The sequence below is a fragment of the Enterobacter sp. SES19 genome (assembly GCF_011765665.1).
GTDB classification, from domain to species: domain Bacteria; phylum Pseudomonadota; class Gammaproteobacteria; order Enterobacterales; family Enterobacteriaceae; genus Enterobacter; species Enterobacter pseudoroggenkampii.
In genome coordinates this window covers 3,182,523-3,199,505 of the sequence record NZ_CP050320.1, presented here as the reverse complement: position 1 = coordinate 3,199,505, position 16,983 = coordinate 3,182,523, and the positions used below count along the sequence as shown (strand labels likewise).

The window sequence follows — 16,983 nt, the reverse complement described above, 5'->3', positions numbered from 1 at the left end:
GAAAAGAAAAACCCGCCTTAGGGCGGGTTTCAGCGTCGAAAGGTCACGCAATCCTGCACGCATCCGCTTCCCAGCGATACCCCACGCCATACACCGCGCGGATAAAAGACTGCTCGGCGTCCAGCGCCTCCAGCTTGCGGCGCAGGTTTTTGATATGGCTGTCGATGGTGCGGTCGGTCACCACGCGGTAATCGTCATACAGGTGGTTCAGCAGCTGTTCGCGGGAGAAGACTTTTCCCGGCTCGTGGGAGAGGGTTTTCAGCAGGCGGAACTCCGCAGGCGTCAGGTCCAGCAGCTTGCTGCGCCAGCTCGCCTGGAAGCGGCTTTCGTCGACAATCAGCGGGCTTTCGGCGTCCAGCACCTGAAGCTCGCGCTGCGGCCTGCAGCGGCGCAGAATGGTTTTTACGCGGGCGACCACCTCGCGCGGGCTGTAGGGCTTGCAGATGTAGTCGTCCGCGCCGATTTCGAGCCCCAGCAGGCGGTCAATCTCTTCAATTTTGGCGGTGACCATGACGATCGGCACGTCGGAGAAGCGACGAATTTCCCGGCACAGGGTCAGTCCGTCAACGCCCGGCAGCATTAAATCCAGAAGGATCAGATCCGGCGGGGTCTGGCGCACGTATGGCAGCACCTGGTCGCCGTGGCCGATCAGCGACGGGGCGTAGCTGGCCGCGCGTAAATAGTCGATCAGCAGCTGTCCCAGCTTGGGTTCGTCTTCCACAATCAAAATGCGCGGCGTGTTTTCGTCAATCGGTAACTCGGTCATACTTCTCTCGATAAATCCCGTTCCAGAGGTAACTCTACTGTAATGCTAACCCCGCCAAAAGGCGAATGGGCGGCGCGGATTGTGCCATTATGCGCCTCGACGATGTTAACGCAAATCGCCAGCCCCAGACCCGAACCGCCGCTGGCGCGGTTGCGGGAACTTTCGGTACGGTAGAAACGTTCAAACAGTTTTTCCAGCTGCGCGTCCTGCACGCCCGGGGCGGAATCGGCGAAGGTGAGGGCAAAACGCCCGTTTTCCTGCCTGCCGGAGATATGCAGCCCCCCGCCGCTGTCGGTGTAGCGCAGACTGTTTTCCAGCAGATTGTTGAACAGCTGCATCAGCCGGTCCTTGTCGCCAAACACCACCGCGCTGTCCGGCAGGGAGAGGTCAATCTTCAGGTCGCGGCTGGCAAACCGCTCGCGGAAGGCGCCGCTGATCACTTCCAGAATGTTAATCACATCCACCGGCGCTTTCTGGTAGGCCAGCGCGCCTTCGTCGGACATGGAGAGCTGGTGGAGGTCATCCACCAGCTTGGTGAGCGTGCCCACCTCTGCCTGCAGAGAGGCCACCGATTCGGGCGTAAACTGGCGCACGCCGTCCTGAATGGCCTCCAGCTCGCCGCGCAGCACCGCCAGTGGCGTGCGCAGCTCGTGGGAAATATCGGCCATAAAGTCGCGGCGCATCTGCTGGTTCTTCTCCAGCGTGCTGGCGAGCTGGTTAAAGTCCTGTGCCAGCTTGCCCAGTTCGTCCTGGCTGCGGGTATCGACTCGGGTGGTGAAATCCCCGGCGGCCAGCTTGTGCGTGCCTTCCACCAGGCGTTTCACCGGGGCGAGCAGACCGCGCGCCAGCGGGAAGGTGGCGAGCGCGGCGAGCAGGGTGGAGAGGGCGACAATCAGCCAGCTTGTGCGACGCTGCTGGCGATCAAAGTTGATGTCGGTGTTGCGCGTCAGGCGCTCCACCGGGGAGGCGATCACCCAGCCAACGGTGGCGTTATTCACTTTAATCGCACGACGGGTGCCGTCCGGCGGTATCGGCGCACGCGGCCCAACCAGGGGGCGCATATCCTGGTCAATCACCCAGAACTGGGTGCGCCAGCCGTGCGGCGGCATGCCCGGACCCGGACGATCGTCGCCGGTATCGTGCTCCAGCGAGCGCAGGATCTGGAAAATAAAGCGGTCGTTATTGCGCAGAAAACGCCAGTTGCCGTGCTGGGCGTACTGTTCACTCAGCGCATCGCTTAAGCCCTGCAAACGCTGCTCATTGCCATGCTTAATGTAATCAATAAAGCCGCGCTCGAAGCTGACCCGCACCGCCCAGTGCATGGTGATCAGCAGGACGATACAGGTGGCAAATATCGCCACAAAGAGCTTGCCGGTAATGCCCGGACGCCAGAATTTCATGAGCCACTCCTTTTGCCGCGCCTGATGACGACGTTCTTGCTGGTATCATCCGGCACGCGGGCGAAGATGAAAGCGGGCAGGGCGATGATGACCGCCATGCTGAGATAGGTATACAAAAAGACCTGATGCGCCACCGGCGTGTCGACGCTGAGGTGGTGCTGGCCGTACATGCCGAGCAGTAACCCCGCGATAGTCACGCCCACGCTCATGGAGAGCTGCATGATCATCGACAGCAGGCTGTTGCCGCTGCTCGCCAGATCGTCCGGCAGGTCTTTCAGCGTCAGGGTATTCATCGACGAGAAGCGCATGGAGTTGACGATCCCCTGGCAGAACAGCACCAGCGGCAGGACGTAGTACCAGCCCATCAGCGCCACGGACATAAACAGCAGGCTGACCAGCGCCAGCCCCAGCGTGGCGGTTACCAGCACGTGACGGTAGCCAAAGCGGTTCACCACCTGTACCACGATGCGCTTCATTCCCATGCTGCCGAGCACCATCGGGATCATCATCAGGCCAGCGTGGAACGGCGAAAATCCCATCCCGATTTGCAGGAAAACGGGCGTCATAAACGGCAGCATGCCGCTGCCGACGCGCCCGGCGAAGCTGCCGAACAGGCCAAGGCGATAGGTAGGGTTTTTAAACAAGTTCAGGCTGAACAGCGCCTTATCGTTACCTCTGGCATGCCACAGGTACCACAGTATGGCGGTAACGCCGAGCGCGATCAGGAGCCCGAGCGTCAGGGGCGAAATGCCCAGACCTTTTTGCCCGTCCAGCGCCAGGGTAAGCGTGGCCATGCCCGCCGCCAGCAGGATAAAGCCAAAGAAATCAAAGCGCCGCGTCTGCATTTTGTAGTTCGGCATCAGCGTCAGGGTGGCGATGGCGCCGATGATGCCAACAGGAAGATTGATTAAGAAGATCCAGTGCCAGGAGGCGTACTCCACCAGAATGCCGCCGAGCGCCGGGCCCAGCAGCGGCCCCACCTGGCCGGGCAGAGTGACAAAGGTCATCGCGGCCATGTACTGCTCACGCGGCACAATCTTCATCACCGTTAACCGCCCGACGGGCACCATCATCGCCCCGCCGATGCCCTGCAGCACGCGCGCCATGACCAGCTGGTCGAGGGTATTGGCCTGGGCGCAAAACAGCGAGCCGGTGGTAAACAGCACGATGGCGGTAAAGAAGATATTCCGCACGCCGACCTTATCGGCCAGCCAGCCGCTGGCGGGCAGCATCACGGCAACCGTCAGCACGTAGGAGACAATCACCATGTGCATATGCAGCGGACTCTCCCCCAGGCTTTTCGCCATGGAGGGGAGGGCGGTGTTGACGATGGTCGTATCCAGCGACTGCATAAAGAAGCCGAAGGCGACTATCCATAATTGCCAGCGAACGTTGCTGGGAAGCTCAGTCATTTACCCGTTTACCGTTTCTCTGTTTTTACGCGAAAAGCGCAGCCGCAGGCGGTCGAAGAACAGATAGACCACCGGCGTGGTGTACAGCGTCAGCAGCTGGCTCATGACCAGGCCGCCGACAATGGTGATCCCCAGCGGCTGGCGCAGCTCCGAGCCGTCGCCGCCCGAGATCACCAGCGGCAGCGCGCCAAACAGCGCCGCCAGAGTGGTCATCATAATCGGACGAAAGCGCAGCAGGCAGGCCTGGAAGATGGCCTCTTCCGGCGAGAGATTGCCGTTGCGCTGGGCATCCAGCGCGAAGTCCACCATCATGATGGCGTTTTTCTTCACGATGCCGATTAATAGCATGATCCCGATGAGCGCGATAAGGCTGAACGGCGCGCCGAACAGCTCCAGCGCCAGCAGCGCCCCCACGCCCGCCGACGGCAGCGTCGAAAGGATGGTTAGCGGGTGCACGTAGCTCTCATACAGCACGCCCAGCACAATATAAACCGTAGCGATGGCGGCCAGAATCAAAATCACCTGCGAGTTCATCGTCTCCTGGAACACCTGCGCGGTCCCGGCAAAGCTGCCGCGCACGGTGGACGGCACGCCAAGCTGGGTCATCGCGCGGTTGATCGCGTCGCTGGCCTCCGAAAGTGATGAGCCAACTGGCAGGTTAAACGAGATGGTCGACGCCGCCGACAGCCCCTGATGGTTCACCGACAGCGGCGCGTTGGCAGGCTGCCAGCTGGCGAAATAGGAGAGCGGAATCGCCTTGCCGTCGTTGTTAATCACAAACATCTTGTCCAGGGCGCTGATGTCCTGGGTATAGCGAGGGTCAACTTCCATCACAACCTTGTACTGGTTCATCGGCTGGTAGATGGTGGAGATCTCGCGCTGGCCGAAGGCGTTGTTCAGCAGGCTGTTGGCGGCTTCAACGTTGATGCCCAGCCGCGACATGGTTTCACGGTCGTAGGTCAGGGCCATCTCGGCGCCGTTGTCCTGCTGATCGGAGTTGACGTCCGCCAGCTCCGGCAGGGCGGCCAGCGCCTTGCGGATCTTCGGCTCCCACTCGCGCAGGGCGGCTAAATCGTCCGAGAGCAACGTGTACTGATAGCTGGCGTTCGCCTGACGGCCGCCGACGCGGATATCCTGAACGGCCATCAAAAACAGGTTGGCCCCCGGCTCTTTGGCGAGCTTCACCCGCAGGCGGTCAATCACCTGCTGGGCGGTTTCGTTGCGCTCGCCGCGCGGTTTCAGGGTAATAAACATCATCCCGCTGTTAACGCGTGACCCGCCGGTAAAGCCGGTCACGTTATCCACGGCTTTGTCTTCACGAATGATCTTCATAAAGTCCTGCAGCTTGCCGCGCATGGCCTGGAACGAAATGCTCTGGTCCGCCTGAATCCCGCCCATCAGCACGCCGGTGTCCTGCTCCGGGAAGAAGGTTTTCGGGATGGTGATGTACATCCAGACGTTGAGCACGATGGTGCCGATCAGCACCAGACCTACCAGCCGCGTATGGTTCAGCACCCACTTCAGCGATTTGCCGTAGCCTTCCTGCATCGCCATCAGGAAACGTCCAAAGCCTTTGCGGCGCGGCTGCGAGTGCGGTTTGCTGCGCTTGAGCATCCAGCCGCACATCATTGGCGTCAGCGTTAAGGAGATAACCAGCGAAATGCCGATGGCGACGGAGAGGGTGACGGCAAACTCGCGCAGCAGCCGGCCCGGCAGCCCGCCCATCAGCAGCAGCGGCAGGAATACCGCCACCAGAGACAGGCTCATGGAGAGCACCGTAAAGCCCACCTCGCGCGTGCCCTGCAGGGCAGCCTGCAGCGGCTTCACGCCCGCTTCCAGATGGCGGGAAATGTTCTCCAGCACCACGATGGCGTCATCCACTACGAAGCCCGTCGCAATCGTCAGGGCCATCAGCGACAGGTTGTTAAGGCTAAAGCCGCACAGGTACATGGCGGCAAAGGTACCGATCAGCGATACCGGCACGGCCACCGCCGGGATCAGCGTCGCGCGGCCGGATCGCAGGAACAGGAAGACCACCAGGATCACCAGCGCGACGGAGATCACCAGCGTTTGCTCCACCTCTTCCAGCGAGGCGCGAATGGTCGGGGAGCGATCCTGGGCAATTTGCAGATCGATTGCTGCCGGGATGGTCTGCTGCAGGTCCGGAAGACGGGCGCGAATGCTGTTCACTGTCTCGATAATGTTCGCTTCCGGCAGCTTGCGGATCATCAGCAGAATCGCCGGCTTGGCGTTGGTCATCCCGGCGTTGCGCACGTCCTGCACCGAGTCGGTGACGCTGGCCACGTCGCTTAAGCGCACCGCGGCGCCGTTGTTATAGTGGATGATGAGCGGCTGGTATTCCGCGGCGGTTTTCAGCTCGTCGTTAGTGTGGATCTGCCAGCGGTGGCTGTTGTCCTCAATCGCCCCCTGCGGTTTACGCACGTTGGCGTTGCTGATGGCGGAGCGCACGTCGTCCAGCGACACGCCCTGGTTGAATAACGCCTGCGGGTTTAACCCTACGCGCACGGCGGGCAGGGAGCTCCCGCCGACGCTCACGTCACCGACGCCGTTAATTTGTGAGATTGTCTGCGCCAGCTGGGTAGACGCAAAGTCATACAGCTGCCCCTGCGAGTACGTATCCGAGGTCAGCGTCAGGATCATGATCGGCGCGTCGGACGGGTTGGCCTTGCGGTAGGTTGGGCGGCTCGGCATCCCGCTCGGCAGCAGGCTCTGTGCGGCGTTAATGGCCGCCTGCACGTCGCGCGCCGCGCCGTTGATATCCCGGTCGAAGCTGAACTCCAGAATAATGCGCGTGCTGCCCAGCGAGCTGCTGGAGGTCATCTCGTTGACCCCCGCAATCCGCCCGAGCGAACGCTCCAGCGGCGTGGCAACGGACGAGGCCATGGTTTCCGGCGAGGCGCCCGGCAGCGAGGCGCTGACCATGATCACCGGGAAATCCACCTGAGGCAGCGGCGCCACCGGCAGCAGCCGGAAGCCCAGAACGCCGCAGAGGGTAATGGCGAGCGAGATGAGAATCGTCGCCACCGGGCGATAAATGAAGAGGGCGAAAAACTTCACTTATGCCTCCTCTTCACGTTTCGGGAAGCGGCTTTTGGTCCACAGCGCCAGGCGGTCAAACAGCAGGTAGATCACCGGCGTAGTAAAGAGCGTCAGCACCTGGCTCACCAGCAGACCGCCGACCATGCCGATACCCAGCGGACGGCGCAGCTCCGCGCCGACGCCGGTGCTGAGCATCAGCGGCAGCGCGCCGAGCAGGGCGGCCAGCGTGGTCATCAGGATAGGGCGAAAACGCAGCAGGCAGGCCTGGAAAATCGCATCACGCGGCGACATGCCCTGCTCGCGCTCGGCGGCCAGGGCAAAGTCGATCATCATGATGGCGTTTTTCTTCACGATCCCGATAAGCAGGATGATGCCGATGATGGCAATCACGTCCAGCTCGCTGCCCGCCAGCATTAATGCCAGCAGCGCCCCCACGCCCGCCGTCGGCAGGGTAGAGAGGATGGTGATCGGATGGATAAAGCTTTCGTACAGCACGCCGAGCACGATGTACATCGCCACGACCGCCGCGACGATCAGCCAGATGGTGTTGCCCAGCGCAGCCTGGAACGCCAGGGTGCTGCCCTGGAACTGGGTCTGAATGTCGGACGGGAAGCTGAGCTCTTTTTCAGCCGCCTGAATGGCCTCCACCGCTTCGCCGAGAGAGTAATTGTCCGGCACGTTGAAGGAGATGGTGGTGGACGGGAACTGATCCAGATGGTTGATCGACAGCGGGGTATAGCGCTCTTCCACCGTGGCGATAGCGCTCAGCGGCACAATGCCGCCGTCTTTGCTGGTCAGGCGCACCGAGTCCAGCCCCGCCAGGCCGGGCGTGTTCTCCGTATTGTGCTCCAGCACCACGCGGTACTGGTTGGCCTGGGTGTAGATGGTGGAGATCAGGCGCTGACCGAAGGCGTTGTACAGGGCGTTGTCCACGTCTGCCATGGTAATACCGAGGCGGCTGGCGGTATCGCGGTTGACGTTCACGTACGCCGCCAGCCCTTTGTCCTGCCAGTCGCTGCTGACGTCGGAGAGCTGTGGCAGGGTGTTAAGCTTGTTCACCAGCTGCGGTACCCAGGTGCTGAGGGCATCCAGCGTGGTGGCCTGCAGCGTGAACTGGTACTGCGTGCGGCTGACCTGGGTATCGATGGTCAAATCCTGAATCGGCTGCAGGTAAAGCTCAACGCCCGGCACGCGGGCCACGGCGCTTTGCAGCCGCTCAATGACGGCGTTGACGCGATCGTCGCGCTCATCCAGCGGCTTAAGGTTGATCTGCAGACGCGCGCTGTTGAGAGACGGGTTAGTACCGTCGACGCCGACGTAGGAGGTCAGGCTCTCTACCGCCGGATCTTTCATAACAATCTCAGACACCTGCTGCTGGCGCTGCGCCATATTGGCGAAGGAGACCGACTGCGGGGCCTGAAGCGTGCCCTGAATAATGCCGTTGTCCTGGATCGGGAAGAAGCCTTTCGGGATAAAAATCCACAGCATCACGCTGAGCGCCAGCGTGCCGAGCGCCACGCCGAGCGTCGCCCACGGATGGTTAAGGACTTTCGCCAGCACGCGACCGTAGGCGGCAATAATGCGCTCGAACATGCGCTCGGAGGCGCGAGAGAAGCGGTTTTGCTTGCGCAGGGACTCGTGGCTCAGCATGCGGGCGCACATCATCGGCGTCAGGGTCAGCGACACCACGGCGGAGATCAAAATGGCGACCGCCAGCGTCACGGCAAATTCGCGGAACAGCCGCCCGACGATATCGCCCATAAACAGCAGCGGGATCAGCACCGCAATCAGCGAGAAGGTCAGCGAGATAATGGTAAAGCCGATTTCGCCCGCGCCCTTCAGCGCGGCGGCCAGCGGTTTTTCGCCTTTCTCGATATAGCGCGAGATGTTCTCGATGACCACGATAGCGTCATCCACGACGAACCCGGTGGCGATGGTGAGCGCCATCAGCGTCAGGTTGTTGATCGAAAAATCGAGGAACACCATCACCGCAAAGGTGCCGACCAGCGAGAGCGGCACGGCGACGGCGGGAATAATGGTTGCCGGAACGTTGCGCAGGAACAGATAAATGATCATCACCACCAGCGCAATCGCCAGCATCAGCTCAAACTGGGTGTCGGTGACCGACGCACGAATGTTGGTGGTGCGGTCGGAAAGCACCTTCACGCTGACCGATTTCGGCAGGCTTTCGATCAGCTGCGGCAGCATGGTGTGGATGCTGTCGGCGGTTTCGATAATGTTCGCCCCCGGCTGGCGCTGCACGTTCATCACGATCGCCTGCTGTTTGTTGGCCCAGGCGCCGAGCCAGCTGTTTTCGGCACCTTGTTCTACAGTGGCGATGTCTCCCAGACGAACCGGCGCACCGTTCTGGTAGGCGATAATCAGCTGACGATATTCGTCGGCGGACTGCATCTGATCGTTGGCAGAGAGCGTCACGGCGCGGGTTGGGCCGTCCAGCGAGCCCTTCGCCGAGTTGACGTTCGCGTTGCTGATGGCGCTGCGGATGGTTTCGCTGGTGAGCCCCAGCGCGGCGATGGCCTGTGCGTTCAGCTTGACGCGCACTGCCGGGCGCTGGCCGCCCGCCAGGGTGACGAGGCCGACGCCGGAGACCTGTGAAATCTTCTGCGCCACGCGCGTTTCGACCATATCTTCGACCTGGGTCATCGGCATGGCGGAGGAGGTGACGGCAAGCGTCATGATCGGCGGATCCGCCGGGTTCACCTTGCTGTAGACCGGCGGGTTAGGCAGGTCCGACGGCAGCAGGTTGGTGGCGGCGTTGATGGCGGCCTGTACCTCCTGCTCAGCGACGTCCAGCGACAGCGTCAGCTGGAACTGCAGCGTCACGACGGACGCCCCGCCTGAACTCTGGGAGGACATCTGTTTTAGCCCCGACATTTGGCCGAACTGGCGCTCCAGCGGGGCGGTAATGGCGGACGTCACCACGTCCGGGCTGGCGCCTGGATACAGCGTCACCACCTGAATGGTGGGGTAATCAACTTCCGGCAGCGCCGACACGGGCAGGAAGCGATAGCCGATAATCCCGGCGAGCAGGATCGCCACCATCAGCAGCGTGGTGGCGACTGGACGGAGGATAAACAGGCGTGACGGCCCGCCTGTAGAGCCTGGGGGCATAACCTGCATCAGGATTTCTCTCCCTGTTTCGCAGGTTCAACCACTTCCACTTTGGCCCCTTCGGTCAGACGGTCAATGCCGTCGGTAACCACGCGGTCGCCTGCGGAAAGGCCAGCGCTGATAACCACCGTCTGGCTGTCCTGAATACCGGTTTTCACCAGGTGTTTGCTGACCTTATTGTCGCTGTTAAGCACCCAGACGAAGTTGCCTTCGTTACCCATCTGCAGCGCAGCGGTGGGGATCACCACCGCGTTTTCTTCGGTGGCGACCAGCATGCGCGCGTTGACAAACTGGTTCGGGAAGAGGGCATCGTCCTGGTTATTAAAGCGCGCCTTCAGCTTGATGGTGCCGGTGGTGGTGTCGATCTGGTTATCCAGACTGAGCAGAGAGCCTTCGCTCAGCTTCTGCTTGTTGGTGCGGTCCCAGGCTTCCACCACCAGGCCTTTACCGGCTTTTTGCGCCTGCACCACCGTCGCAATGTCGCTTTCCGGCAGGGTAAAGACTAAATCAATCGGGTGGGTCTGGGTGATCACCACGATGCCCGTGGTGTCGCCGCTGGAGATTTGGTTGCCGATATCGACCTGTTTCAGGCCCACGCGTCCGTCAATCGGCGCGGTGATGCGGCTCCAGTCCAGTTGCAGCTGGGCGCTGGCTACCGCGGCTTCGTCGGCTTTGATGGTGCCCTGCGTTTCGCTGACCAGCGACTGCTGGGTATCCAGCTCCTGACGAGACACGAGGTTGGTTTTCACCAGCTGCTGGTAGCGGGCCAGATCGCGACGGGCGTTGGCGAGGGTCGCGTTGTCTTTCGCGAGCTGCCCCTGCGCCTGGGCGAGGGCGACCTTAAACTGGCTCGGGTCGATTTCGGCCAGCAGATCGCCCGCTTTAACCTGCTGTCCTTCCTGGAAGTGAATAGCCATCAGTTGGCCGTCGACGCGGCTGCGCACCGTGGCGGTGTTGGCGGCGGTAATGGTCCCGAGACCTGTGAGATAGCGAGGAACGGCTTTATTCACCGCCGTCGCCGCCTGGACCGGCGCCAGCGCGCCGCCGCGCATGCCGTGGCGCCCTCCGCCTGTTGGGCGCTGAGCCTGGCTGGTGGCACCAGCGGGTGCGGCGGAATTCGCGGATTGACTGTGCCAGTACCAGGCGGCGGCAAGGACCACCACAATGATGCCAGCGGCGATTGCCCAGCGGGATTTATTACTGCCTTTCATCGTTATACGTTCTCATCCTGAAGACTTCGGGGAATGATACTAGTTTAGTCAGGCAACACAGCGGAAAAATGGAGGAAATATGGAAGACTGTCAGGAATGGTCTGAATGGAGGTAAACGCAAAACGGCAACATCCGTTGCCGTTTTGGGTGTTTTCTCCCTCTCCCTGTGGGAGAGGGCCGGGGTGAGGGCACCAGACCGCACCGCAACAACGCTAGCTAAACATCACCTGCGCCCAGCGTGCCAGCCCTGCGGTAACGGAGCCAAAGTCATCTCCACCCGCAATCGGAATACCCGGCAGCTGTTCCGCCAGCGCTTTTTTAATCAGCGGCGAACGGGCGCTACCCCCGGTCAGGTAGATAACGTCCGGCTTCTCTTTGCCGTTTTCCAGCGCCAGCTGCACCTGTTCCAGAATGCGCTGCAGCGGCTGCGCGAGCGCCGCCTCCAGCCCGTCCTGCGAAATGGCGGTTGCCAGTTCGTCGCTGATAAACGGCAGGGAGACCGCATGTTCAGCGCGATCGGACAGGGCGATTTTGCTCTCTTCCGCGGTACGCACCACGCGGTAGCTCAGACGCTGGCGCCACACTTTATAGAGCAGGGCGACTTTTTCACCGTCCTGCGCATCACGCACCAGATCGTTCAGGAAGCGGCCGTTGGCGGTGCTGTAAAAATCACTTTGCGCAGGCACATCGTTGATGGCAATCGCGTTCCACCACGGCAGGATCGGCAGGGCGATGCCTTTTTCCGTTTGGCCGCCCATGCCGAGCAGCGGCATCAGGCTCTTAAATGCCAGCGCGATATCAAGATCGTTACCGCCTACGCGGCAGCCGCTATGCCCGAGCAGGCTGTTTTCACGATCGCGACGGTTATGCCACTGCGGGCCCATTAGCAGCAGCGAGCAGTCCGTCGTGCCCCCGCCGATGTCCACGACTAATACGCGTTTTTCTTCAGTCAGTGTGGCTTCAAAGTCCAGCCCCGCGGCAACCGGCTCATACTGAAACACCACGTCGCGGAAGCCCGCGCGGTGCGCCGCACGCTCAAGGATCCCCTGCGCCTGCTGGTTGGCCTCGTCGCCGCCCAGCCCCTGGAAGTTGATCGGACGGCCAATCACCGCCTGGGTAATCGCATTGGAGACCTGCGTCTGCGCCTGATGACGAATATGCAGCATCATCGCGCACACCAGGTCTTCGAACAGCGCGACCTGCTGCGGCTTCAGGCCGCTGGCACCGAGGAAGGATTTTGGTGACTTAACGAAGTAGACCTCTTCCGGGTCTTCAATGTAATGCCCGAGCGAAGAGAGACCGAACTGCACGCTGGACGGCGTAACGTCGATGTCTTCCTCGCGGTTAAAGCTGACCGCCCGGCGCAGCAGCGCCTGGGTCTCCGCCGCCGTGGCCGGAACCTGATGGTGACGAAACAGCCATTCGCTCACCGCTTCACGCGTCGGTGCGCAGAGCATAGACGGCAGCAGCGGGCTCTCTTTTTCCATTTTCAGGAGCCGTGGCTGCCCGTTTTGCATAATCGCAACCGAGCAGTTTGCCGTACCGTAGTCAAATCCAATAAACACGATGAATCCCCATGCCGGTGAGAAGGGGCGAGACTTTAACGAAATGTCTGCATGGCGACAACAGGAATATGAAAGCAAGGCAATACAGTGTCTTTCCGTTTATGCTGATAACACTAAAAAAGGAGTAACGATGTATACCCTCACCTGGCTTCCCCCTTATGACTGGCAGTGGATGTTTGGCTTTCTTGGCGCGCGTGCGGTAACGGGCATTGAAACCGTCACACACGACTACTACGAGCGCAGTTTTGCCTGCGAAGGACATCAGGGGATATTTCGCGTGACGCCGGATATCGCAACACACACGCTGACCGTGACCCTCAGCCCGGGGTTAATTCCGGTTGCGCAGACGTGCCTTGAACGCATCGAACGCCTGTTCGATCTTGCCTGCAATCCGCAGCACATCACGGATACGCTGGGCGATCTCGGTGCTGCCCGGCCGGGCTTACGTTTGCCGGGAGCGATGGATGCGTACGAGCAGGGCGTCCGGGCGATTCTCGGACAGCTGGTGAGCGTTGCGATGGCGGCGAAGCTGGCGTCGCGCGTGGTGGCGTTATGCGGCGAACCCGTGGCCGATTGCCCGGGCTATCTCTGCTTCCCCACGCCGCAGGCGCTGGCGGCAGCGGATCCGCTGGCGCTGAAAGCGTTAGGTATGCCGGTAAAGCGTGCGGAGTCGCTGATTCATCTGGCGCAGTCGGTCATCGACGGGACGTTTCCGCTTTTCCCACCCGCGAACATAGAGGAGGGGATGAAGGCGCTACAGCAGCGGCCGGGTATAGGGCGCTGGACGGCAAATTATCTGGCCCTGCGCGGCTGGCAGGCGAAAGATGTATTTCTTCCGGATGATTACCTGATTAAACAACGCTTTGCCGGGATGACGCCCGCGCAAATTCGTCGTTATGCCGAGCGCTGGCAGCCGTGGCGCTCTTACGCGCTGCTGCACATCTGGTACACCGACGGCTGGGCGCCGTCAGTTGATGGCGAAATAGCTGGTGTTGAGCAGTAGATCCAGCGGCTGCGGCTCGGCGATGGTGTCACCAAAGATAAAATCAATGCCGATGCCGGAGAGCGTATCCATCATGATGGGCTGGTTGCAGGGGCCCGCGATGGTTTTCATTCCCAGACGCTGGGCGTGGCCCTGCACAATGGTCACCATCATCTCATCCATTAGATTGCCATACACGTTGCTTACCACCTCAGCGTCCAGCATCAGATAGTCGGCCATATTCGCGGTCAGGTGGGTAAAGACGTTCATGTCGCGTCCCACCTGGCTGAAGATCACGCGGCAGCCCGCCTGGCGAAGCTTTTGCAGACTCCGCTGCAGGTTCTTATCCGGGCTGCACACCACATCGGCAGAGATAACCAGATGTAGCAGACGACCCGGCATGGGGCTTTTATCCAGCAGGTCTAGAAGCTCATCGACCAGCGTCACGCTGGCTAAACCGGCCTCAGAAAGCGGCAGTGCCACACCCATGCCTTTACTGGCGATCTGGGCGGCATAGGTGCGGAAAAACTCGCTAAAAATACGTCTGTCGAGGGCGTGCAAAAGCTCAGGTTCCGCCAGGCCCGAGCGGAAAGCATGCTCTTCCTGGACTTCGCCCTGACTGGTCCACAGGCGTAACGACAGCAGCCAGAAATTACTGCTTTCCGGGATGCGCGGGGAGGCGACGCTGCGGGCAATTATCATCAGGTGATTGTCTTTAATCATGTGCCACTGTTCATCAAGCGACATCATGCTGCGCGTGTGGTGATCCCGCTCCTGCTGGGGTTCGTAAACCGTCACCATGCCGCGCCCGCTGTTTTTTGAGGCATAACAGGCAATATCCGCCTGCGACATGATCTCCGACGCCTGATGGTTATTTTCATCAATCAGCGTGATGCCGGCGCTGGCGCCGATCCGGTGCAGGCGGCCTTCCCACATAAAGTGATAGTCATTGATCGTGTGGATCAGGCGACCGGCAATATAGCGCGCGCTTTCAATATTGCAGTCCGGTAACAGTAAGCCGAACTCGTCCCCGCCCAGACGCGCCAGCACGTCGCTGGAGCGGAGCATGGTCAACATCAGGGAAGAGAGTTCCCGCAGCAGGGCATCGCCCGCCGCGTGGCCTGCCGTATCGTTGACGGCTTTGAAGCGATCGAGATCGATAAAGACCAGGGCATGACGCTGGCGCGTTTCGCGAACGGTCTGCAGGAGGCGTTTGAGATGATTTTCGAAGCTGACCCGGTTTGCCAGATGGGTCAGGGCATCGTGGGAGGCGCTATAGCTGAGCTGGCGCAGCATTTTGCGCGACTCGGTCACGTCCTGAATCACGATAACCGAGCCAATATTCTGCCCATCCAGCGTGCTGAGCGGCGTAATGCTGTAATGAATATCGAAATTTCCACCGGTACGGCAGTTCAGCACCACGTCCTGATCGATATCGGAACGGGACATATCGCCGCTGTGAATATTCTCCATCAGCGGCCCTTTTTCACCAAAGGTGATGTGCAACACCTTCAGGATCGGCTGGCCGATAGCCTCGGTCTGCAGCCAGCCGCTCATTTTCTCTGCCACCGGGTTCATAAAGGTGACGTTCATGTTGATATCGGTACACAGTACCGCTTCACCGATGGAATCGAGGGTGATGTGCAGACGCTCTTTTTCCTGGAAGAGGGCTTCGTTGAGCTGCTTAACCTCGGTCATGTCCATGTTGATGCCGAGCAGCCGTTCGACCTCACCCTGCTTATTAAGCACCCGGTTCGCCAGGGAGCGAATATGGCGCACGCCTTCCTTCACGCGGATGCGAAATTCCAGCTTAAACGGCAGACGGGAAATCAGAGAGTCCCGCAGCACCTTCTCTGCGTGGGCGCGATCTTCCGGCAGCATCGTGTCATGCCAGAGCTGCCAGGTGGGCTTGATGTGCGGCGGGATTTCATACAGCTCAAACATCCGCTTGTCCCAGCTGATAATGTCTGGCTCCAGATCCCACTCCCAGATGCCGATGCCGCCCGCTTCGTTAGCAAGCGTAATGCGCTCCATCAGGCGCTTATTGACCCATTCGGTCTGCTTCAGGTCGTTAATGTCTTCAATCTGGGCGATAAAATAGAGCGGCGAGCCGTCGGCATGACGCACGACGGAGACGGCAAGCAGCGCCCAGACCACTTCCCCGTCGCGGGTGTAATAGCGCTTCTCGAGTGTATAGGTATTGATGTCGCCGTTGACCAGCTGTTCAAGCTGTTCCAGGTCGGTGTGCAGATCTTCCGGCCAGGTGAGCTGCTGGAAGGTCAGCGACTGGAGCTCAGTCTGGCTGTAGCCGAGGAAATTGCACAGCGCCTTGTTAGCCTGAAGCCATTTGCCCTCAATGCTGACCAGCGCCATACCGATGGCCGAATACTCCATCGCATTGCGGAAGCGCTCCTCGCTTTCGGTGATGTGTTTGCGCTCGGCGCGGAAGGCGTACATCACCATGGTCATCACGTTAGCGGGCAGGAGCAGCATCAGGAACGGCAGCCAGGGGGCGTTCAGCATCGGCCCGGCGTGCTGCGTGGTCAGCGCCAGAGGGTTACGGGCAATCATCAGCGACACAACCATTACGGTGACCAGAAACACCATGAACGCTTCCATCCGTGGCAGGCGCACGGCGCTCCACATCAGCAGAACAATCACGCAAGTGAAAGGCCACGGCAGCCAGGTGATGGCTGCCCAACTGAGGGCTAACGTTACGGCCAGCGTGGTCAGCGTTTCCAGCAGCAATCTCGGGTCACGGTGGCGCAGCAGATAATGGGGTTTAAACAGCAGGCCCAGCGGCACCAGCGCCAGCGCGCCAATGGCTTCTGACAACACCCAGACGAAGAAATTGCGCAGGGGTTCAGGGCCGGGTGCCAGCAGAGACACCAGAATACCGCCCACCAGCGGCGGAACCAGCGCGCTGCCGATGGCCACGCGGATCCAGTCGTTCAGATTCTGCAGCGGGTTGTACCACGGGAGCCATTTGCGCAGAAACAGCGCGCCGATAGCGGCCTCAATGACGTTGATAGAAGGGTAGATGAAGCTGACCGACCCCCATGAAAACAGCATCCACGAGGCCAGAACATTGCCGAACGAACAGGCCAGGGCGATTCCCGGCCACATTTTTCCCGCATGGCGGTAAAACGCCACCATCATAATGGCGGTGGGGAACCAGAGCGGGGCCAGCAGGGTACCGAAGCGGGTGAGCTCCAGCGAAAATAAGGTAAAGATAAAGGTGACCAGGCCCAGACAGACAAGTCGTATTAGAGGATGTGGGGTGGTAACCAAAACCCGCTGGTATTGTTTATTCATTACCGCTTTATCCAGAGACGCCATGCCGTCAGGGAAGATGTCCGAACGCGTGAATTTGATAATTTGGTTTATGCTAGTACAAACAATTTACAATTCATATGGTGACCGCTCAGAATTTGACACCATAGACTTATTAAATA

General features: G+C 60.4%; 9 protein-coding genes. 1 reads left to right on the top strand and 8 read right to left on the bottom strand.

Going from position 1 to position 16,983, the window contains the following annotated elements:
• Positions 1-43 precede the first annotated feature (43 nt).
• The 7 genes from baeR to yegD form a co-directional block, all read right to left on the bottom strand.
• The gene (gene baeR / locus GXP72_RS15260; RefSeq protein WP_044597928.1) at positions 44-766 is read right to left on the bottom strand and encodes a two-component system response regulator BaeR; all 723 of its coding nucleotides are present in this window, start codon (positions 764-766) and stop codon (positions 44-46) included.
• A complete protein-coding gene (gene baeS / locus GXP72_RS15255) occupies positions 763-2,166 on the bottom strand; it encodes a two-component system sensor histidine kinase BaeS (protein ID WP_208763069.1) in 1,404 nt (467 codons plus the stop codon). The genes baeR and baeS overlap by 4 nt, the downstream gene beginning before the upstream one ends.
• The gene (locus tag GXP72_RS15250) at positions 2,163-3,578 is read right to left on the bottom strand and encodes an MFS transporter (protein ID WP_157189448.1); all 1,416 of its coding nucleotides are present in this window, start codon (positions 3,576-3,578) and stop codon (positions 2,163-2,165) included. Before GXP72_RS15250 ends, baeS begins: the two co-directional genes overlap by 4 nt.
• On the bottom strand, positions 3,579-6,656 hold the full coding sequence (mdtC, locus tag GXP72_RS15245; RefSeq protein WP_208763068.1) for a multidrug efflux RND transporter permease subunit MdtC: 3,078 nt from the start codon (positions 6,654-6,656) through the stop codon (positions 3,579-3,581).
• The gene (locus tag GXP72_RS15240) at positions 6,657-9,779 is read right to left on the bottom strand and encodes an MdtB/MuxB family multidrug efflux RND transporter permease subunit (protein ID WP_208763067.1); all 3,123 of its coding nucleotides are present in this window, start codon (positions 9,777-9,779) and stop codon (positions 6,657-6,659) included.
• Positions 9,779-10,981 carry an MdtA/MuxA family multidrug efflux RND transporter periplasmic adaptor subunit gene (locus GXP72_RS15235; protein ID WP_090419606.1) on the bottom strand — a complete coding sequence of 401 codons (1,203 nt, stop codon included), beginning with the start codon at positions 10,979-10,981 and terminating at the stop codon, positions 9,779-9,781. Before GXP72_RS15235 ends, GXP72_RS15240 begins: the two co-directional genes overlap by 1 nt.
• A gap of 212 nt (positions 10,982-11,193) precedes the next feature.
• Positions 11,194-12,546, bottom strand: coding sequence for a molecular chaperone (gene yegD, locus GXP72_RS15230; RefSeq protein ID WP_208763066.1), 1,353 nt, complete (start codon positions 12,544-12,546; stop codon positions 11,194-11,196).
• Between the two features lie 130 nt (positions 12,547-12,676).
• On the opposite strand from yegD, the gene alkA reads away from it, so the two are divergent.
• Positions 12,677-13,549 carry a DNA-3-methyladenine glycosylase 2 gene (gene alkA / locus GXP72_RS15225; protein ID WP_148769848.1) on the top strand — a complete coding sequence of 291 codons (873 nt, stop codon included), beginning with the start codon at positions 12,677-12,679 and terminating at the stop codon, positions 13,547-13,549.
• Here the strand turns inward: alkA and GXP72_RS15220 are convergent.
• Complete coding sequence (locus GXP72_RS15220; protein ID WP_048992960.1) at positions 13,514-16,843, bottom strand: diguanylate cyclase; 3,330 nt, start codon at positions 16,841-16,843, stop codon at positions 13,514-13,516. The two genes, alkA and GXP72_RS15220, sit on opposite strands and share 36 nt — an antisense overlap.
• Between the last annotated feature and the right edge of the window lie 140 nt (positions 16,844-16,983).

Excerpts from the sequence above, each read along its gene's own strand:
- baeR (WP_044597928.1), bottom strand. The coding sequence starts at position 766 with ATGACCGAGTTACCGATTGACGAAAACACGCCGCGCATTTTGATTGTG.
- alkA (WP_148769848.1), top strand. The coding sequence starts at position 12,677 with ATGTATACCCTCACCTGGCTTCCCCCTTATGACTGGCAGTGGATGTTT.
- GXP72_RS15235 (WP_090419606.1), bottom strand. The coding sequence starts at position 10,981 with ATGAAAGGCAGTAATAAATCCCGCTGGGCAATCGCCGCTGGCATCATT.
- GXP72_RS15240 (WP_208763067.1), bottom strand. The coding sequence starts at position 9,779 with ATGCAGGTTATGCCCCCAGGCTCTACAGGCGGGCCGTCACGCCTGTTT.
- GXP72_RS15250 (WP_157189448.1), bottom strand. The coding sequence starts at position 3,578 with ATGACTGAGCTTCCCAGCAACGTTCGCTGGCAATTATGGATAGTCGCC.
- baeS (WP_208763069.1), bottom strand. The coding sequence starts at position 2,166 with ATGAAATTCTGGCGTCCGGGCATTACCGGCAAGCTCTTTGTGGCGATA.
- GXP72_RS15220 (WP_048992960.1), bottom strand. The coding sequence starts at position 16,843 with ATGAATAAACAATACCAGCGGGTTTTGGTTACCACCCCACATCCTCTA.